Below are 19,148 nucleotides of genomic sequence, written 5' to 3'. Positions count from 1 at the left end.
GCGATCACCCCTTTCCGAAGGCCGCGGTGTGGGCCTGGGTGATCGACGTCTGGTAGTGGACGTTCGCCGAGTCCGCCAGTTGACCGAGAAGGAGGTCGCGATCCGGCACACCGAACTGGTGGGCCTTCTCCATGAGCATGGCCTGCACCTGGGACTGGCCCATGGTGTAGAGCTTGCTCAGGTCGCCCTGCGCCTTGGTGTCGATCTCCGAGTTGACCTTGGCCGCCCATTCGGACGTGGCGACATCGACGTAGCGCTGGGCTATGTCACCCACCGGCAGCCAGCTGGCGCCCGGCAGCATATTCGCCACCGTGCCGACGTAGTGGTAGTCCATCTTCGCTTTCCAGTTGACCTTGAACTGCTCGTCGGACTTGTGGTCGGTGATGGTGTCCGCCTGGACGGCGTCGAGTGCGCCGAGCGCCTTGCCGGCTTGGTTGACGAGGCCTTCGAACTTCGGATCCGGCCGGCCGTTGACGTCCCTGAACGCCTCCGGTCCGTACTCGGCCATCCGCCGGGCCACCTCCTGGGTCTCGGCCAGATGGATCAGGGCGTACGACTCCGGATCCTCGGCGGTGCCGCGGATCACCCGGAGCAACTGCTCGCGAGTGGTGCTCAATCCACCGGGTTCGGAGGGGCCGGGAAGGTCCTTGCTGAGGATGTCGTGGGTGTCGGCGACGTACTCGCTGACCATGGTGGCCATGGGGCGGCGGAGCCCCGAGTACATGGCGTTCTCGTTGCCCGCCTTGTCCCCGCCCAAGGTGGAGAGCGCGGTGTCCATGATCCGCGTCATCGTCGCGTCGTGCGGGCGTACTGGCGGCTGGCCGGGGCCGTGACCGGTCGCGGCGGACTCCAGCATCTCCGCGAACATCCGGTGGGAGGTGTCGCGCAGGACGCTCTGGGGGAGCCTGCCCTCCTGGCCCTCGTCGAGCCAGGTACGGTCCTTGAGCAGGTGGACGAGGTTCTGGTTCTTGCTCGGGTCGAGGAATTCCTGGGTCGTCGCCACGTCGCCCTTCATCATCCTCAGCAGCGGGGCCAGAGGGTCGCCCTTCCGGGGGTCGTCGATCCAGCCGGGGCCCCACAGTTCCTCGCCCTTGACCTTGCTGGAGGCCTCGAAGTCGAGCAGGTCGGTGCCGACCCTGCGCACGAAGGCCTTGTCGAAGTCCCCCTTCGCCTCCATCAGCGAGGTCAGTGCCGGGTAGTTGTCGTTCCACCCCGCCGCCGAGCCGCCGGGGCGGCGGGCCGCCGCGAAGAGCCGGTCCTCCCACTCCTTGCCCATCCCGCCGTCGCGGGTGGCGCTGGCGAGGGCGACGGACAGGTTCTTGTAGACGTCCTGGTAGCCCGCGGCGTTGTGGTTGCCGTGGGCGAGGCCGTCGTAGACCTTGCTGTACTCCAGCAGGGCCTCGGGGCCGGTCTTGCCGCCGGCGTTGAGGCCGTTGAGCAGGGTGGTGGAGAAGTCCTTGTTCTCCGCGTTGGCGGCCATCAGGGCCTGCAGCTGCTTGAGCTGGTCGTCGGAGAGGCTGCCGGCCTTGGACATCAGGTCCGTGGCCCGCTTGGCGTCGGCGACCGGACCGGCGCCGCCCGGGGTGGGGTTGAAGGCGGTGGTGCTGGTGCCGATGTCGGCCTGGAGGTCGACGGTGGCCCGCTGGTCGGCGGCGGTGGCCTTCGCGACGGCCTTGCCGAGCCGGTCCGACAGCGCCTGGGCGTTGGCCCGGATGGTGCGTTCGGCCTCGGGGTCGTTCCGTGACTCCTTCGGTACGGTCCAGTTGACCGCACCGTCCGCGGTGACGCTCAGGGTGGTGTCGGCCTGGGCGTCGTGGAGTGCCGTGTCGAGGTCGCGGCGGGCGGCGGCGAAGTCCTCGGCGGCGGTCTTCATGATCGCGGCGAGGGCGGTGGCGACGGCCGAGGCCTGCTTGAAGTCGCCGTCGATGCCCTGCATCGCCTTGGTCGCCTCGTCGGCGGCGTCGCCCGTCCAGCCGGCCCGCTGGGCGGTGCTGGTGAGGTCCTTGGCGACCCGGCCGTCCATGGAGGTGAGGGCCTTGGCCACGCCGGCCCAGGCCTCGGCGGCCTCGTTCACCCCGGAGAAGTCGGCTTCGTGCAGTTCCTTGAAGGACACCATCTCTTCGTTCCCCCTTGCCTTCTACCGACCCGGACGGAAGCCGGCGGCGATGGCGGCTTCGTTGGACTGGTAGTACTGCTGTGTCCGGTCGAGGTTGTTGGCGGCGCTGCCGAGCTTGCCGTGCAGGGTCTTGCACTGCTGCAGCCAGCGTTCGGTGCTGCCGGTGAGGGCGCCGCCGAAGGAGAAGCCGCGGATCCTGGTCGACGCGGTGCTCGCGTACTCGGTGAGGCTGTGCGCGCCCGCGCCCGCCTTGCCGTTGGCGTTGTCGAGGTCGGTGGCGATCTGGCGGGCTATCGCGGCCGAGGCGGTGAGCTCGTACGGGGTGTCCAGCCGGGTGGTGGCCTTGCCGGGCGGCATGAGGGGGAGCGGCGGCACGGTGGTGTCGCTCGGCTGTGCCGGATTGGCGTACGGCGACTTCGCGGCGTACGTGGACGCCGGGCCCGGCATCGGGTCCTTGGCCGGTGCGACCGGTCCCGTGACGAAGTTCGGGCTACCCATGTGCGGAAATCCTCCCCATTCGGCGATGCGGCCGCTCCCCTGCGGCATGACGACCGTACAGGGGGGCACCGTCAGTGCACTGACCCACCCTCCGTCATTCCGGGTGTGCGGGGAGTGGCCGGTCTCAGCGGGGCGCGGCCGAGGGGGAATTGGCGGTTCGGCGCGAGGGCGGAGGTCTTGTTACCGGCGAGTCGCTTGCCTATCATCCCGAGTGTTACAGCTTTACTGTCAAACCCGTCGGGAAGGGTTCAGCTGCCAGTGGGTGACGCGAGCGGTGCGCCGGAGGCCGGGGGGCCGCTGGCGGGTGTGCGGGTGGTGGAGCTCGCCGGGATCGGGCCGGGGCCCTTCGCGGCGATGCTGCTGGGGGACCTCGGGGCGGACGTGGTGCGGGTGGACCGGCCGGAGCCCTCGCCGCTCGGCATCGATCCGGCGTACGACCTCAGCAACCGCAACAAGCGCTCGGTGCTGATCGACCTGAAGTCCCCCGAGGGCCCCGGGCGGGTGCTGGACCTGGTCGAGCGGGCGGACCTGCTGATCGAGGGCTACCGGCCCGGTGTCGCGGAGCGCCTCGGCGTCGGGCCGGAGGTGTGCCTGGCGCGCAATCCGGCGCTGGTGTACGGGCGGATGACCGGCTGGGGGCAGCACGGCCCCAGGGCGGCGACCGCCGGGCACGACCTCGGGTACGCGGCGGTCGCCGGGGTGCTCGGGATGGTGGCCGCGCCGGGCGGGGCCGAGGAGGCCCCCGGCATCCCGGCCAACCTGCTGGGCGACTACGCGGGCGGCTCGCTCTACCTGGCCGTCGGCCTGCTCGCCGGTCTGCACCACGCCCGGGCCACCGGCACGGGCCAGGTGGTGGACGCCGCGATCGTGGACGGCGCGGCGCACCTCGGCAGCATGCTGTGGGGCCTGCTGGCGGCCGGTCACTGGCAGGACCGCCGGGGCGTCAACCTGCTCGACGGCGGCGCGCCGTTCTACGCGCTCTACCGGGCGGCCGACGGCGGGCACCTGGCCGTCGGCGCGCTGGAGCCGCGCTTCTACGCCGAGTTCGCCCGGCTGCTGGAGCTGGGCCCGGACGCGCCCGGCCAGTACGACCCGGCCCGCTGGCCCGAGCTGCGGGCCCTGATCGCCGCCCGCTTCGCCACCCGGACCAGGGCCGAGTGGGAGGCCGTCTTCGCGGGCTCGGACGCCTGCGTGGAACCGGTGCTGACGATGCGTCAGGCCGCCGTGGACGGACACCTGTCGGCGCGCGGGACGTACGTCGAGGCGGACGGTGTCACCCAGCCCGCCCCGGCCCCGCGCTTCTCCGCGACCCCCGGCGCCCTGCGCCGCCCGCCGGCCCGCCCGGGCGCGGACACCGGCGAGGTGGCCCGCGACTGGGGCGTCCCCTCCCTGGAACCCGGCGCCCCCTCCCCGGAACCCGGCGTCCCGCCACTCGGCCCCGGCATCCCGTCCCCCAACCCTTCGGCAGAGCAAGGAGAGTAGCGTTGCAGCGCGAGATCTTCACCGAGCAGCACGACGACTTCCGGGCCACTGTGCGGGCCTTCCTGGCCAAGGAGGTGCTGCCGCACTACGACCGCTGGGAGAAGGCCGGCATCGTCGACCGCTCCGCCTGGCTCGCGGCCGGCCGCCAGGGCCTGCTCGGCCTCGCCGTCCCCGAGGAGTACGGCGGCGGCGGAACACCGGACTTCCGCTACGCCGCGGTGCTGGCCGAGGAGTTCGCCCGGGCCGGCGCCTCCGGCCTGGCGATCGGCCTGCACAACGACATCATCGGCCCGTACCTCACCTCGCTCGCCACCGAGGAGCAGAAGCGCCGCTGGCTGCCCGGATTCTGCTCGGGCGAGCTGATCACCGCGATCGCGATGACCGAGCCCGGCACCGGCTCCGACCTCCAGGGCATCCGCACCCAGGCGGTCGACGAGGGGGACCACTACCTGCTCAACGGCGCCAAGACCTTCATCTCCAACGGCATCCTCGCCGACCTGGTGATCGTGGTCGCCCGCACCACCCCCGAGGGCGGCGCGCACGGGCTGAGCCTGCTGGCCGTCGAGCGCGGAACGCCCGGCTTCGAGCGCGGCCGCAACCTCGACAAGATCGGCCAGAAGGCCCAGGACACCGCCGAGTTGTTCTTCGAGGACGTCCGGGTGCCGAAGGAGAACCTGATCGGCGAACTCAACGGCGGCTTCGTCCACCTGATGCAGAACCTCGCCCAGGAGCGGCTCACCATCGCCGCCGCGGCGATCGCCGGCGCCGAGTACCTGGTCGAGATCACCACCGACTACGTCAAGCAGCGCGAGGCCTTCGGCCGTCCGCTCGCCAAGCTCCAGCACGTCCGCTTCGAGATCGCCGAACTGGCCACCGAGTGCGCCGTCACCCGGGCCTTCGTGGACCGCTGCATCACCGAGCACGACCGCTGGGCGCTCACCCCGACGGACGCCTCGATGGCCAAGTGGTGGGCCACCGAGCTGCAGAAGCGCACCGCCGACCGCTGCCTCCAACTGCACGGCGGCTACGGCTACATGAGCGAGTTCCCGGTCGCCCGGGCGTTCACCGACGGCCGCATCCAGACCATCTACGGCGGCACCACCGAGATCATGAAGGAGATCGTCGGCCGTTCCCTCCTCGGCTGACCGTTCCACCCCCGAGCTTTTGGGCGACCCCGCTCACCCCCTGCCCCGAAACCCGCTGAAAGGCGTTCCACCGTGACCACCGAAGCGTACGTCTACGACGCGATCCGCACCCCGCGCGGCCGGGGCAAGGCCTCCGGCTCGCTGCACGGCACCAAGCCGATCGACCTGGTCGTCGGACTGATCCACGAACTGCGCAACCGCTACCCCGGGCTGGACCCGGCCGCGATCGACGACATCGTGCTCGGCGTGGTCAGCCCGGTCGGCGACCAGGGCTCCGACATCGCCCGGATCGCCGCCATCGCGGCCGGCCTGCCCGACACCGTCGCCGGCGTCCAGGAGAACCGCTTCTGCGCCTCCGGCCTGGAAGCCGTCAACCTGGCCGCCGCCAAGGTCCGTTCCGGCTGGGAGGACCTCGTCCTGGCCGGCGGCGTGGAGTCGATGTCCCGGGTGAAGATGGCCTCCGACGGCGGTGCCTGGTTCGCCGACCCGATGACCGCCTACGAGACCAATTTCGCCCCCCAGGGCATCGGCGCCGACCTCATCGCCACCATCGAGGGCCTCTCCCGCACCGACGTGGACGCCTTCGCCGCCGAGTCCCAGGCCCGCGCCGCCAAGGCCCAGGCGGACGGCCTGTTCGACCGCTCGGTCGTCCCGGTGCGCGACCGCAACGGCCTGGTCGTGCTGGAACGCGACGAGTTCATCCGCCCCGGCACCACCGTCGAGACCCTGGCCGGCCTCAAGCCCTCCTTCGCCGCCATCGGCGAGGCCGGCGGCTTCGACGCCGTCGCCCTCCAGAAGTACCACTGGGTCGAGGCCATCGACCACGTCCACCACGCGGGCAACTCCTCCGGCATCGTGGACGGCGCGGCGCTGGTGGCCATCGGCAACCGCGAGGTCGGCGAACGGTACGGGCTGCGCCCGCGCGCCCGGATCGTCTCCGCGGCCGTCTCCGGCTCCGAGCCGACCATCATGCTCACCGGCCCCGCCCCGGCCACCCACAAGGCGCTCGCCAAGGCCGGGCTCACCGCCGCCGACATCGACCTGGTCGAGATCAACGAGGCCTTCGCCGCGGTCGCGCTCCGCTTCATCCGCGAACTCGGCTTCCGCCACGACCAGGTGAACGTCAACGGCGGCGCGATCGCGCTCGGCCACCCGCTCGGCGCCACCGGCGCGATGCTGCTCGGCACCGTGATCGACGAACTGGAGCGGCGCGACCTGCGCTACGGCCTGATCACCCTCTGCGTGGGCGGCGGCATGGGCATCGCCACCATCGTCGAGCGCATCTGAGCCCGCCCGTCGCCCGCCGCCACCCCTCCTGGGACACGCCGGGCGTGGCACCTCCTCCGCAGACCGGTAGACCTGGAGACCGTGAACCCATGAGCGACACCACCACCATCCGCTGGGAGCAGGACCAGGACGGCGTGGTCACCCTCGTCCTCGACGACCCCGCCCAGTCCGTCAACACCATGAACGAGGCCTTCGCCGCCGACTTCGAGACCGTCGTCGCGCGGCTGGCTGCCCTGGCGTCCTCGGACGCGCTGCGCGGCGTGGTGATCACCTCCGGCAAGAAGACCTTCTTCGCCGGGGGAGACCTGCGGATGCTCTCCGCCGCCCGCCCCGAGGACGCCGCGGCCGTCTTCGAGAAGTCGATGCGGATCAAGCGCTCGCTGCGCACGCTGGAGACCCTCGGCAAGCCGGTCGTCGCCGCGCTCAACGGCAGCGCGCTCGGCGGCGGTCTGGAGATCGCCCTCGCCTGCCACCACCGGATCGCGCTGAACACCCCCGCCGGCCGGATCGGCCTGCCCGAGGTGACCCTCGGCCTGCTGCCGGGCGGCGGTGGCGTGGTCCGTACGGTCCGGCTGTTCGGCATCACCGACGCCCTGCTGAAGTTCCTGCTCCAGGGCCGCCAGTACCGTCCGGCGCAGGCGCTGGAGCACGGACTGGTGCACGAACTGGTCGACACCTCCGAGGAGCTGGCCGCCCGGGCGCGCGCCTGGATCGAGGCCAACCCGAGCGCCGTCCAGCCCTGGGACGTCAAGGGCTACCGGATCCCCGGCGGCACCCCGGCCACCCCGGCCTTCGCGGCCAACCTCCCCGCCTTCCCGGCCAACCTGCGCAAGCAGCTGAACGGCGCGCCCTACCCGGCCCCGCGCAACGTCCTGGCCGCCGCCGTGGAGAGCGCCCAGGTGGACGTCGACACCGCGATGTCCGTCGAGGCCCGCTACTTCACCGAGCTGGTCTGCGGACAGACCAGCAAGAACATGATCCAGGCGCTGTTCTTCGACATGCAGGCGGTCAACTCCGGCGCCGGACGCCCGAAGGACGTCGAGAAGCGGCCGGTCCGCAAGGTCGCGGTGCTCGGCGCCGGGATGATGGGCGCGGGCATCGCCTACGCCTGCGCCAAGGCCGGCATCGACGTCGTGCTCAAGGACGTCAGCGTCGAGGCCGCCGAACGCGGAAAGGCCTACTCCGAGGGGCTGCTGAACAAGGCCGTCGCGCGCGGGCGCTCCACCGAGGCCGGGCGCGACGAGCTGCTGGCCCGGATCACCCCCACCGCCGAGGCCGCCGACCTGGCCGGCTGCGACGCGGTGATCGAGGCCGTCTTCGAGAACACCGAGCTCAAGCACAAGGTGTTCCGGGAGATCGAGGGCGTGGTCGACGCCGACGCGCTGCTCTGCTCCAACACCTCCACCCTGCCGATCGGCGTGCTCGCCGAAGGCGTCGAGCGCCAGGGCGACTTCATCGGGCTGCACTTCTTCTCGCCGGTCGACAAGATGCGGCTGGTCGAGATCATCCGCGGCCCGCGGACCGGGGACGAGGCGCTGGCCCGCGCCTTCGACCTGGTCCGGCAGATCGACCGGACCCCGATCGTGGTCAACGACTCGCGCGGCTTCTTCACCTCGCGGGTGATCGGCCAGTTCCTCAACGAGGGCGTCGCCATGGTCGGCGAGGGCGTCCACCCGTCCAGCATCGAGCAGGCCGCCGCCCAAGCCGGCTACCCCGCCAAGGTGCTCTCCCTGATGGACGAGCTCACGCTCACCCTGCCGCGCAAGATCCGGGACGAGTACCGGCGCTCGGTCGAGGCCGTCGGCGGCACCTGGACGCCGCACCCGGCGGACGCGGTGGTCGACCGGATGGTCGACGAGTTCGGCCGCCCCGGACGCAGCGGTGGCGCGGGCTTCTACGAGTACGGCGAGGACGGCAGGCGCGGGCGGCTCTGGCCGGGGCTGCTGGAGCACTTCCCCGCAGGGGCGGCGGACGTCCCCTTCGAGGACCTCAAGGAGCGGATGCTGTTCAGCGAGGCGCTGGACTCGGTGCGCTGCCTGGAGGAGGGCGTGCTGACCTCGGTCGCCGACGCCAACGTCGGCTCGATCCTCGGCATCGGCTTCCCGGCCTGGACGGGCGGCGTGTTCCAGTACATCAACGGCTACGAGGGCGGCCCGGCCGGCTTCGCGGCCCGCGCCCGCGAACTCGCCGCCGCGTACGGCGAGCGGTTCGCGCCCCCGGCGCTGCTGGAGCGGGTGGCGGCCGAGGGCAGGACCTTCACGGACTGACCGGCCGCCGACCTGCTCGGATCCCGGTGGGGCCGTGCGCCGCACGGCCCCACCGGGCCTCCGCCCCTACCCGTACCCCTACGCCTGTACCTGCTCCTGGGCCTGTACCTGCTCCTGTTCCTGCCCTTGCTCCTGGCGCAGTTCCTCGCCCAGTTCCTCCCGCAGGTACCGCTGGAAGGCCGTGACCAGCGCCTGCGCCACCATCGGCTGGATGTGGTCCGTCAGCGCCCGCATCCGGGCCAGCTCCTGGGGCGCGGGCTCGCTCTCCCGGTACGGCTTCCACACCGTCTCGCGGAACAGCCGCTGCAACTCCCGGGCCGTCGCCCGGCTGTGCTCCACGACCACCGACCGGGCGGCCAGCAGCGTCTCCAACGGGATCGGCACGTCCAGGATCCGCACGCCCAGCGGCAGCAGTCCGGGATCCACCCGGAACACCTCCGGATCCCCCGTCCGCTCCAGCGCCCCCATCGCGGCGAGCCGCCCGACCTGCTCCTCCGTCAGCCCCCGCCCGGCCCGCCGCTCCAGCTGAGCCCTGGTGGCCTCCTCCGGGGCCTCCGGCGTCCAGGACGCCACCAGCGCACGGTGGATCGCCAGGTCCAGCGGTGAGCTGTCCTGCGGCAACCGCGCCAGGTACCGCTCGATCGCCGCCAGCGTCAGCCCCTGCCGCTGCAACTCCTCGATCAGCTCCAGCCGGTCCAGGTGCGCCGCCCCGTACAGCCCCACCCGCCGCGGCCCCAGTTCCGGCGGCGGCAGCAGCCCCTTCGTCCCGTAGAACCGCACCGTCCGCACCGTCACTCCGGCCCGCGCCGCCAGCTCGTCCACCGTCAGCCGCAACCCGACCCCCACCCCGCCGTGCTCCCCCACCCGCCGCCTCCCGCGCTGGCACACTCCTGCTGTGACAGCAGCAGTGTGACAGTGCCCGTCGCCCCGGGTCCATCGGTGCACCGGCTCAGGAGGGCGGTCGGCGTCCGGTGGCGAGGCCGCGGGCGTAGCGGCGGAGCAGGTCGTGGGGGTAGGCGTACCGGCGGGGCGCGGGGGAGACGAGCAGTCCGACGTCCACCAGGGCCTCGGTGAGCACGCTCGTCTCCGCCTCGGGGCGCTGCCGGCGATCCTCTACGTGATGTCGGTCGTGTCGACCGTGTCGGTCTTGCCGCCGCTCCGACAGCGCTGGGCCGGCGGGCTGCCGGTGGGGAGCATCGGCGCGGTGCGGGCTCCGCGCCCTGTGGGTCAGGCGAGGGCGGCGTGGTGGCGGCGGGTGACTTCGGGGTGGGCCCTGGTGTAGCCCTTCCACTCGTTGAGGCCGAAGTCGGCGAAGAGCGGGTTGGCCGGGTCCTCGGTGGCGCCGGGGGCGTGGTGGGCGAGCGGGAAGTCGAGCGGCTCGATGTGGGCGTCGAGGCGGGGGTTGTAGAAGAACGGCACCGAGAAGCGCTCGCGGGCGCCGGGTGGGCTGACCACGCGGTGGCTGGTGGCCTTGAGGTAACCGTCCGTGGCCACCTCCAGCAGCTCGCCGAGGTTGACGACGAAGGCGCCGTCGAGCGGCGGGACGTCCAGGAAGGTGCCGTCCGCACGCTCGACCTGGAGGCCGCCGACGGTGTCCTGCAGCAGCAGGGTGATGAAGCCGTAGTCCTTGTGGGTGCCGACGCCCTGGCCGGTGCCGTCCGGGGCGCTGCCGGGGTAGCGGACCAGCTTGAGGCGCAGGTGGGGGTGGCCCGCGAAGGCCTCGTCGTAGAAGTCGGGGCGGGCGCCGATCGCGGTGAGCAGCTCGTGCAGCAGGCGGCGGGCGACCCCGCCGAGGTGGTCGATCCAGCCGAGCGCGGCGGTGCGCAGCTCGGGGAGCGCCTCGGGCCACTGGTTGGGCCCCTCCAGCCACCAGTACGGGGGCTCGCCGGTGCCGGGGACGTGCGGGGGCAGCTCGGCGCCGATGTCCAGTTGGTCGCGCCAGTCCTGGCTGCCGCCGGTGCGCTCGTCGCCGGTGCGGGTGTAGCCCCGGTAGTGGGGGGAGTTGAGGTTGCTCACGGCGAGCCGGTCGGCCTCGGGGAGTGCGAAGAAGGCGCGCATGGCCCGGGCGAGTGCGGTGGTCTCGTCCGGGGTGACACCGTGGCCGACGAGCTGGAAGAAGCCGACGCCGGTGGCCGCGTCGCGGAGCTCGTCGTGCAGGCGGCGACGGTCCTCCGGGCTGCCGTCGGCGAGCGACAGGTCGATCACCGGGAGGGCGTCCGCCGGGGCGGAGTCGGTGCCGGTCTCGGATATGGGCGTGTACTGCTGCGTCATGTGTGACATCCGCTGGGTCTCGTCCCGGCTGGTCCCGGTGGTCGACCGGGGACGGCCGGAGCAGCGCCTGGTGCGGCGGGTGCTCGGGGAGCCGGGAGGTGGTGGCGGCCGGGCAGGGGTCGCCGGTGAGGGTGGGTGGCGCGAGGTTCAGCCGGAGCGTCGACAGGACATGGTCGTCACGCGGAGCAGGTCCACGTGGCGGCGGCGAACAAGGATGAGCACCTCACCAGCCTAATTGACCCGTTCTGGAGCAGGCGAGCCCCGTGCAGCGGAGGGCAACTCGCCACTTGTCGGTGATCTATCAAGTTGTGCGGAGTGGGTGCCGAGCGCGGGCGATGGCGGCTCCTTTCAGGAGTTGTTGAGGTAGGCCAGGACGGCCAGGACCCGACGGTTGTCGTCATCGGAGGGCTGGAGGTCGAGCCGGACGAAGATCGACGCGGTGTGCTTGGCGACCGCCCGCTCGGTGATCACCAGCTGCTGGGCGATCGCCGCGTTGGACCGGCCCTCCGCCATCAGCGCCAGCACCTGCCGCTCGCGCGGCGAGAGGGTGGAGACCGGGCCGGCCGAGGAGTTGTGGGTGAGCAGTCGGGTGATCACCTCCGGATCCATGACGGTGCCGCCCTGGGCGACCCGCCGGACGGCGTCGATGAACTGGGTGCCGTCCATCACCCGGTCCTTGAGCAGGTAGCCGATCCCGCCGGTGCTGCCGGCGAGCAGCTCGCGCGCGTAGAGCTGCTCCACGAACTGCGACAGCACCAGGACGGGCAGGCCCGGGTGGGCCCGGCGGGCCGCGAGCGCGGCCCGCAGCCCCTCGTCCGTGAAGCCCGGCGGCAACCGGACGTCGACCACGGCGATGTCGGGGCGGTCCGCGGCCACCGCGGCGAGCAGCTGCTCTCCGTCCTCCACCGCCGCGGTGACCTTCATGCCGTTGGCCTCCAGCAGCCGGGTCAGGCCGTCCCGGAGGAGGAAGAGGTCTTCGGCGATGACAACGCGCACGGGATCTCCAGGTTCACAATGGTCGGCCCGCCGGACGGGCTGCTGATCGCGAGCACCCCGTCGAAGGCGGCCAGTCGGCGTTCGGTTCCGCTGAGGCCGGTTCCCCGGGACGAGTCGGCGCCGCCGCGCCCGTCGTCGGTGACCGATATCCGCAACAGCCCGTCACTGTGCCCTATCTCGATCCACACCTGCGAGGCCCCGGCGTGCTTGACCACGTTGGCCAGCAGCTCCGTCACCGCGAAGTAGGCCGCCGACTCCACCGGGGCGGATACCCGGCCGGGCAGGTCGCCGCTGAAGCCGACCGGCAGCGGCATGTCCAGCGCCGTCGCCCGAACCGCGTCGGCCAGGCCGCGGTCGGCGAGCACCGGGGGGTGGATGCCGCGGACCAGGTCCCGCAGCTCGCCCAGCGCCTTCACCGAGGACAGCCGGGCCTCGGCCAGCAGCGGCCCGAGGGCGTCCGGATCGTCCTTCAGCTGCTCGGCCACGGTCAGCAGCATGCCCAGGGCCACCAGCCGGGCCTGTGCCCCGTCGTGCAGGTCCCGTTCGATCCGGCGCAGCTCGGCCGCGCCGGCGTCGATGGTGTCCGCCCTGGTCCGCGCGAGGTGGCTGACCCGGCGGGCGAGCTCGGCCCGCCGGGAGGGCCCGAGCAGGGCCCGGGCGGCCTTCTCGTGGAACCGCAGGACCGGTGGGGCGGCCCACAGCACGGCCAACGGGGCGACGGTCAGACCCATCGCGTAGACGACGCCCAGGGCGAAGAACCGGCCGTTCCGGCCGAAGACCTCCAGGGCGACCGGGGTCAGCAGGACGATCGCGGCGGTGAGCAGCACGGCGGCGCCGGTGAGCAGGGTCCAGGCGAAGTCCCGCCAGATCGCCGGGTCGGTGAGCCAGCCGCCGGTGCGCAGCCGTCGCCAGGGCCCGGCCCCGACCGGCCGACGGTACGGCACCGGGATCGGCCGCCCGCTCCACTTCCCGACCGTCCGCCTGCTCTCCGTCGCGCCCCAGCGGGCCCCGAACAGCCCGAGCACCAGCAGGGAGGGCGCCAGCCAGAGCGAGCCGGACCGGCCGCCGGGCGCGGCACCCCCGTAGAGGTGCGTCGCCAGCAGCGCTATCGCCCCCGGGGCGAACAGCGCGGCGCCGACCGCCCGGCCGCCGCCCCCGGTGGCCCAGCAGAGCGCCCAGAGGGCGACCGGCCCCATCGGCACCAGCAGGATCAGCGGTCCGCCCGGGTGGAGGTCCAGGGGCTCGTCCGGTCCGAACAGCGCGGAGGCCAGCAGGACCGGCCCCGCCAGCAGCGCGAGGAAGCCCGTCACGGCCAGCGTCGCCGCGTACCAGGCCCGCACCCCGTCCGCGCACGCCCGGCCGACCCTCAGGGCCAGTTCTTCCAGCACTCCCGCGTTCATGACGCGCCCCCTCTCCCTTCCGCGGCCCCCGTCCGGGGACCTCGGAGCCGCGGGCCCGGAGCGGCGGACCCGAAGCCGTCGCCCCGAAGCCCCGCGGACCCCGGTTTCGATCTTTCGATGGGTCAGTCTGCCCGTCCGGGTCGCCCGGCGCTCTAGGCCTGAACACCCAGTTCGGGGTGTATCTGGATACACCCCGCAGAGGCCGTCCAGACGGCTGTCGGCACCCCGCCGCGGATTCGTAGCGTCATGTCCCGTCAGCCGGCCCGGGGTTCCCGGGGCCGGACCCCGAACCGTGGAGGGCCCGTGAACGCGCCGATCATCCGGATCCGCGGCGTCAGCAAGACGTACGACCGATCCGACGCCGCCCGTCCCGCCCTGGCCGGGCTCGACCTGGAGGTCCGGGCCGGCGAGGCGCTGGCCGTGCTCGGCCGCTCGGGCAGCGGCAAGTCCACCCTGCTGAACCTGGTCGCCGGCCTCGACCGCCCGAGCGAGGGCGAGGTGGAGGTGGACGGCGTCGCCGTGCACCGGCTCGGCGAGGCCGCGCTGGCCGAGTACCGGCGGGCGCGGATCGGCATGGTGTTCCAGTTCTTCAACCTGCTGGACGACCTGACCGCGGAGGACAACGTGCTGCTCCCGGCCCAGCTCGCGGGGATGCGGCGGGAGCCGGCCCGGGCCCGGGCCGGGGAACTGCTGGAGCGGCTGGGAGTGGCCCGGCACGCCAAGGCCTTCCCCGGCCGGCTCTCCGGTGGCGAGCGCCAGCGGGTCGCGGTGGCCCGGGCGCTGATGAACCGTCCGCCGCTGCTGCTGGCCGACGAGCCCACCGGAGCGCTGGACACCGCCTCGGCCGCCGACGTCCGCGACCTGCTGCGCGGGCTCAACGCGGAGGGCCAGACGATCCTGCTGGTCACGCACGACACCGCGCTCGCCGACGCCTGTGCCGACCGGACGATCGAACTGCTCGACGGCCGGCTGGTCCGGGACACGGCGGCCGCGCCGGTGCCGGGCGGTGGCCGATGAGCGCGCTCGGCAAGGTGGTGCGCGCCGGGGTCGGCCGCCGGCGGGTGCAGACCCTGGTGATGGTGCTCACCACGATGGTGTCCGTGACGGCGTGCATCCTCGCGCTCGGGCTGCTGGTCGCCGCCCAGGGCCCCTACCAGCGTTCCTTCGCGGACCAGCGCGGTGCCCACCTCAACGTGCTGTACGACCGGGAGAGAGCGAGCCCCGCCCAGCTCGCCGGGACGGCCCACGCGCCCGGCGTGACGGCCACGGCCGGCCCCTACCAGGCGGTGACCGTCCAGCCGCGCTCCGGCCCCGACACCCGGATCCCGCCGGCCGGGAGCCCGCTGCCGCCGATGACGCTGGTCGGCCGTGCCCAGGACGGCCCACTGGACGGCCTGCGGATCACCGAAGGCCGCTGGATCGAGGGCCCCGGTGAGGTGGTGTTCCTGGACGGGCACTCCCCGCTGGCGGTCGGCGACAGCATGGAGTTCCCGGACCGGCCGGGGCACCCGACGCTCAAGGTCGTCGGCCTGGCGGCCTCGGTCTCCTGGAGCGCGGACGGCTGGGTCGCCCCGGAGCAGGTGGCCGGGCTGGCGGCGCCCGGCACGGTGCCCGCGGTCCAGTACCTCTACCGCTTCGCCCACGCCGACGACGACGCCGAGGTGGCCGCGGACCGCGCCGCGCTGGCCGCCGCCGTCCCCGGCGACGCGCTCGCCGCGGTCACCTCCTACCGGTCCGCCCGGGAGGAGGCGAACCGGACGGCCTCGACCTTCGTCCCGTTCGTCACGGCCTTCGGGGTGCTCGGGCTGGCCATGTCGGTGCTGATCATCGGCGTCGTGGTCAGCGGCGCCGTCAGTGCCGCCACCCGGCGGATCGGCATCCTCAAGTCCCTGGGCTTCACCCCCGCCCAGGTGGCACGCGCCTACGTCGGCCAGGCGCTGATCCCCGCCGGGCTCGGCACGGCGCTCGGCGTGCTCCTCGGAAACCTGCTCTCCGTACCGGTCCTCGGGCTGGCCCACAAGGCCCTGCGCGGCGGGCTGCTCGGCATCCCGGTCTGGGTGGACGCCGTGGTCGCGGTGGCGGCGCTGGCGGCCGTGGCGGGCACCGCGGTGGTACCGGCCCTGCGGGCCGGGCGGCTGCGGACGGTGGAGGCACTCGCGGTCGGCCGGACGGCTCCCGGCGCCAAACGGGCGGCCGCCCGTCGCACGGCCGGCGGGGCGGGGGCGGCGGGTCCGCTGTCCCGGGCGCAGGACCTGATCGGCCGGCTGCCGGTGCCACGTGCGTTCAGCCTCGGGCTGGCCTCCCCGCTCAACCGGCCGGGCCGCTCGGCGACCACCGGTGCCGCCGTGGTGCTCGGCACGGTCGGGGTCACCCTCTGCGTCGGTCTGACGCTCTCGCTGAGCTCCATCCAGGAGGGCCTGACGGCCGACCGCGCGGGCAAGGTGGTGGTCCAGGTCCCGATCGAGGGCGCCGCGCAGCCCGTCGACCACGTGGACGAGGCGGCCGTGGCCAAGGCCGTCGAGTCCCGAACGGGCACCCGCGCCTGGTACAGCACCGCCCCGGCCCCGGTCGCCCTGGCCGGGAACACCGGGCGCTCAGAGGTGGTCGCGTTCAGCGGCGACGCCTCCTGGAGCGGCTTCCAGCTGGTCTCCGGCCGCTGGTTCCACGGCCCCGGCGAGGTGGTGGTGGCCGACGCCTACCTGCGGGCCAACGAGGCGAAGGTCGGTGACACCGTCACACTCACCGACCACGGCCGCAGCACCCCGGCGAAGATCACCGGCGAGGTCCTGACCACCAACGACGTGGTGTTCACGGACCGGGCCACGCTGGCGCCGCTCGGTGGCGCGATCCACGCCGAGGCGCTCACCTTCCACATCGACCTCACCCCGGGCACCGACGCGCAGTCCTACGCGGACGGGCTGGACCAGGCCGTGAAGCCGATGGGCCTGGGCGCCGAACCCGGCGGGGAGCACCTCAACATCGTGGTGCTGGCGATGAACACCCTGGCGGGCGTGCTCACACTGCTGCTCTCCGTGGTGGCGGGGCTCGGGGTGCTCAACACCGTGCTGCTGGACACCAGGGAACGGGTGCACGACCTCGGGGTGCTCAAGGCGCTCGGGATGGCGCCCCGGCAGACGGTCGGCATGGTGCTCACCTCGGTCTGCGGCAGCGGGCTGGCGGCCGGATTGATCGGAGTCCCGATCGGTGTCCTGGTGCACCACCAGGTGATGCCCGCGATGGCCCGGGCCGCCGGAATCGGGGTGCCGGACGCCGACCTCGCCGTGTTCGCCCCGCCGGTGGCGGGGCCGCTGATACTCGGCGGCCTGGTGCTGGCCCTGCTCGGCGCCGCCCTCCCGGCCACCTGGGCGGCCCGCACCCGGACGGTCACGGCGCTGCGCACGGAGTGACAAGGAGGAAGGACCAGGAGCGGAGCCACCCGGCGTCCGGCCCGGTCCGGGAGCCCCCCGTAAGGCTCCCGGACCGGACCGGACCGGGTTGAGCCAGGCCGGGTCGGTCCGGCTCGACCCGGCTCAGGACAGCCGCGCCGCCGCGTACTCCTCCATGGCGGCACGCTGGTACGCGGCCAGGCCCGGGGCGATGGCCTCGTACGCGGCGCTCCACTGCTCGTTCTCGGTGCAGGAACGGGCGATCGCCAGGTACTCCTCGGCCGGAACCGAACGGATGGTGCGGAGCAGTTGGTACTCCTCGTCGATCTTGCTCTGCACGGGCTCGGCGCCGGCCGGGTGGCCGGCCGCCATCAGCTCCGCCAGGTGGATCATGCGGGCGGTCCGCTCGCGCTGTCCGGCCTCGATCTCGGCCGGAGACATCGCGGCGGTCGCGCGCCGAGCCGCCTCGGCGTGCTCGGGGAAGTCGCGCAGGCTCGCGTCGACGTCGTCGGGCTGGATGCCCTCGAACAGGTTCTCGGGGCGGTTGATGGTCATGGGCGTGCCGTCCTTCCGGGAGCGTTCCAGGTCGGCGATCGTGCGGGAGACAGTGGTGGCCAGGGCGTCGAGCCGGTCGCGCTCGGCGACCAGCCGGTGGCGGTGGCCCCGCAGGGCCTCCAGCTCGTCCACCTGATCGCCCAGGATCCGGGCGATCTCGGTCAGCCCCACGCCCAGTGCCCGCAGTACCAGGATCTGTTGCAGTTGGAGCAACTGCCGTTCCTCGTAGTAGCGGTGGCCGTTGGAGCCGATCCAGGCCGGGGGCAGCAGCCCGATCTCGTCGTAGTGCCGCAGCGTCCTGGCGGTCACGCCGGACATCCGGGCCACTTCGGCGATGGGCCAGGCCATGGCCGCCTCCCTCGTTCTCCATGTCCCCACGTTCGCGTGGACCGGGGCCGGTTCTCCGGCCCTGGTCACGACGGTAGAGGCTGCCGTTGCGGCAGCTTCAAGCCCGAGACTCCCGCCGGTTTACCCGCTGCCGCACACCGCCGCACACCGCCGCACACCGCCGCGCGCCGCCTGTGCCTCTCTACCTCGCCTGCCTCTATGCCTCGCCGGGCCACGCCTCGCCGAACCAGTCCAGGGACTGCCCGTGCGGCCCGGTGAAGGCCACCGGCCGCTCGTCCAGCGCGAGCGCGAACAGTCCGGAGCCGACCGGGGCCGGGCGGGGGAGGCGTCGGGCGACGGTCGGCAGCACGGAAACCGCCTCGTTGGAGATCCAGTGCCCGGGCAGCTCACGCATCGTCGCCGCGAACTCCTCCCGCTCCTCCGGCGACAGGTACGCGAGCACCGCGCTGTGGAACACCACCGGCGTCGACCCCGCCGGGGCCCGAGCCACCAACTCGCCCACCGTCGCGTTGAGATCGCCGCGCACCAGCAGCGGCGGTTCGGCCCGGGCGACCCGGGCGGCGCCGCGCAGCCGGTCCAGCCGGTGGGTCTGCTCGGGCCAGACCAGCGACTCCAGCCAGCGCACGTCCTCCTCGGCCCGCACATCCAGCGGATTGAGGTCGATCCCGGCCCGCCACACCACCTCGGGCAGCCGCTCCCGCAGGGATCCGGGGAACGGCACCGGACCGCTCACCGCGCAGTCCAGCGTCACCGGGCTCGCCTCGGCGCCGAACTCGGCGACCGGGGTACCGGCCCGGCTGCCGTTGCCGCTGCCGCTGCCGCTGCCGCTCTCGCTCCCGCCCCCACTCCTGCGCCCGTCTCCGGCCACGTACCGGTACCGGTACCGGTACCGGTACCGATACCGGTCCGGGTGCAGGCAGAGTCCGGCCGAGGCGCCGACCTCGATCAGGGCGAGCGGCTGCGGCAGCGCGGCCAGCAGCGGCAGCAGGGTGGCGCAGCGGCCCGCCTCGTTGGTCTGCGTCCGCCGCTCCAGCATCGTCGCCGAGACCCCGGCCCAGTGCTCCGCCGTCCAGCCGTGGAAGGCCGGCCAGCCCTCCGTCACCGGCCCGCCCAGGTGCCGGACCGCGCCGAACAGCAGGTTCGGCTGCCGCTTCGCGATGGGCAGCCCGTCCAGCAGCGCACACAACTGCCGGTCCTCGGCGACGCGTTCGGCCAGCTCCTGGTAGATCGGCGAGTTGCCGTGCGCCTCCCTCTCCGCGAACGCGCGGTAGAGCTCCCCCGTATCGCTGCGCATCCCTCGCAGCTCCCTTCGACGCCTTCTCAAGTGATCGAATCGGCTCAGCCTACGCCTGGCCCGTCACACCTCCCGCAGCACGTCGACCGGCGCGCCACCCCTC

General features: G+C 73.3%; 15 protein-coding genes. 6 read left to right on the top strand and 9 right to left on the bottom strand.

The features are described 5' to 3' along the window. Nucleotides 1-4: 4 nt before the first annotated feature. Together ACWGKU_RS08105 and ACWGKU_RS08100 are read right to left on the bottom strand one after the other, a co-directional pair. Nucleotides 5-2,116 (bottom strand): hypothetical protein, encoded by a 2,112-nt coding sequence (locus tag ACWGKU_RS08105; protein WP_452177219.1) that lies wholly within the window; start codon nt 2,114-2,116, stop codon nt 5-7. Nucleotides 2,117-2,137: 21 nt separating this feature from the next. Next, the gene (locus ACWGKU_RS08100; RefSeq protein WP_401052528.1) at nt 2,138-2,614 is read right to left on the bottom strand and encodes a hypothetical protein; all 477 of its coding nucleotides are present in this window, start codon (nt 2,612-2,614) and stop codon (nt 2,138-2,140) included. A gap of 258 nt (nt 2,615-2,872) precedes the next feature. Here ACWGKU_RS08100 and ACWGKU_RS08095 point away from each other — a divergent pair, with 258 nt between their 5' ends. From ACWGKU_RS08095 to ACWGKU_RS08080, 4 genes are all read left to right on the top strand, one after another. After that, entirely contained in the window at nt 2,873-4,096 is a 1,224-nt protein-coding gene (locus ACWGKU_RS08095; RefSeq protein ID WP_452177218.1) for a CaiB/BaiF CoA transferase family protein, read from the top strand. 2 nt (nt 4,097-4,098) lie between these two features. After that, on the top strand, nt 4,099-5,241 hold the full coding sequence (locus ACWGKU_RS08090; RefSeq protein WP_452177217.1) for an acyl-CoA dehydrogenase family protein: 1,143 nt from the start codon (nt 4,099-4,101) through the stop codon (nt 5,239-5,241). A gap of 72 nt (nt 5,242-5,313) precedes the next feature. After that, nucleotides 5,314-6,528, top strand: a complete 1,215-nt coding sequence (locus ACWGKU_RS08085) for an acetyl-CoA C-acetyltransferase (RefSeq protein WP_359900090.1) — start codon at nt 5,314-5,316, stop codon at nt 6,526-6,528. Nucleotides 6,529-6,617: 89 nt separating this feature from the next. Further along, nucleotides 6,618-8,795: a 3-hydroxyacyl-CoA dehydrogenase NAD-binding domain-containing protein gene (locus ACWGKU_RS08080; protein ID WP_452177216.1), complete on the top strand. Its 2,178-nt coding sequence runs from the start codon at nt 6,618-6,620 to the stop codon at nt 8,793-8,795. 78 nt (nt 8,796-8,873) lie between these two features. Here the strand turns inward: ACWGKU_RS08080 and ACWGKU_RS08075 are convergent, their stop codons facing one another. The 5 genes from ACWGKU_RS08075 to ACWGKU_RS08055 all read right to left on the bottom strand — a co-directional run bounded on the left by ACWGKU_RS08075 (nt 8,874) and on the right by ACWGKU_RS08055 (nt 13,462). Beyond that, nucleotides 8,874-9,659, bottom strand: coding sequence for a MerR family transcriptional regulator (locus ACWGKU_RS08075; protein WP_452177215.1), 786 nt, complete (start codon nt 9,657-9,659; stop codon nt 8,874-8,876). Nucleotides 9,660-9,744: 85 nt separating this feature from the next. Next, the gene (locus ACWGKU_RS08070; protein ID WP_452177214.1) at nt 9,745-9,873 is read right to left on the bottom strand and encodes a hypothetical protein; all 129 of its coding nucleotides are present in this window, start codon (nt 9,871-9,873) and stop codon (nt 9,745-9,747) included. Nucleotides 9,874-10,022: 149 nt separating this feature from the next. Then, on the bottom strand, nt 10,023-11,066 hold the full coding sequence (locus tag ACWGKU_RS08065) for an isopenicillin N synthase family dioxygenase (RefSeq protein WP_359900096.1): 1,044 nt from the start codon (nt 11,064-11,066) through the stop codon (nt 10,023-10,025). A gap of 348 nt (nt 11,067-11,414) precedes the next feature. Continuing rightward, nucleotides 11,415-12,062 carry a response regulator gene (locus tag ACWGKU_RS08060; protein WP_380538753.1) on the bottom strand — a complete coding sequence of 216 codons (648 nt, stop codon included), beginning with the start codon at nt 12,060-12,062 and terminating at the stop codon, nt 11,415-11,417. Next, nucleotides 12,014-13,462, bottom strand: coding sequence for a sensor histidine kinase (locus ACWGKU_RS08055; protein WP_401049158.1), 1,449 nt, complete (start codon nt 13,460-13,462; stop codon nt 12,014-12,016). Before ACWGKU_RS08055 ends, ACWGKU_RS08060 begins: the two co-directional genes overlap by 49 nt. A gap of 303 nt (nt 13,463-13,765) precedes the next feature. Here ACWGKU_RS08055 and ACWGKU_RS08050 point away from each other — a divergent pair, with 303 nt between their 5' ends. Then, nucleotides 13,766-14,479 carry an ABC transporter ATP-binding protein gene (locus ACWGKU_RS08050; RefSeq protein ID WP_401049160.1) on the top strand — a complete coding sequence of 238 codons (714 nt, stop codon included), beginning with the start codon at nt 13,766-13,768 and terminating at the stop codon, nt 14,477-14,479. Beyond that, entirely contained in the window at nt 14,476-16,869 is a 2,394-nt protein-coding gene (locus ACWGKU_RS08045) for an FtsX-like permease family protein (RefSeq protein WP_452177213.1), read from the top strand. The genes ACWGKU_RS08050 and ACWGKU_RS08045 overlap by 4 nt, the downstream gene beginning before the upstream one ends. 123 nt (nt 16,870-16,992) lie before the next feature. Here ACWGKU_RS08045 and ACWGKU_RS08040 read toward each other — a convergent pair whose 3' ends face one another. Together ACWGKU_RS08040 and ACWGKU_RS08035 are read right to left on the bottom strand one after the other, a co-directional pair. After that, nucleotides 16,993-17,751 (bottom strand): MerR family transcriptional regulator, encoded by a 759-nt coding sequence (locus tag ACWGKU_RS08040; protein ID WP_452177212.1) that lies wholly within the window; start codon nt 17,749-17,751, stop codon nt 16,993-16,995. A 196-nt stretch (nt 17,752-17,947) separates the two neighbouring features. Continuing rightward, nucleotides 17,948-19,045, bottom strand: coding sequence for a DUF2332 domain-containing protein (locus ACWGKU_RS08035; RefSeq protein ID WP_452177211.1), 1,098 nt, complete (start codon nt 19,043-19,045; stop codon nt 17,948-17,950). Nucleotides 19,046-19,148: the final 103 nt, after the last annotated feature.

It is taken from the genome of Kitasatospora sp. NPDC054768, assembly GCF_053612025.1.
This window is presented reverse-complemented; position numbering and strand designations above follow the sequence as displayed.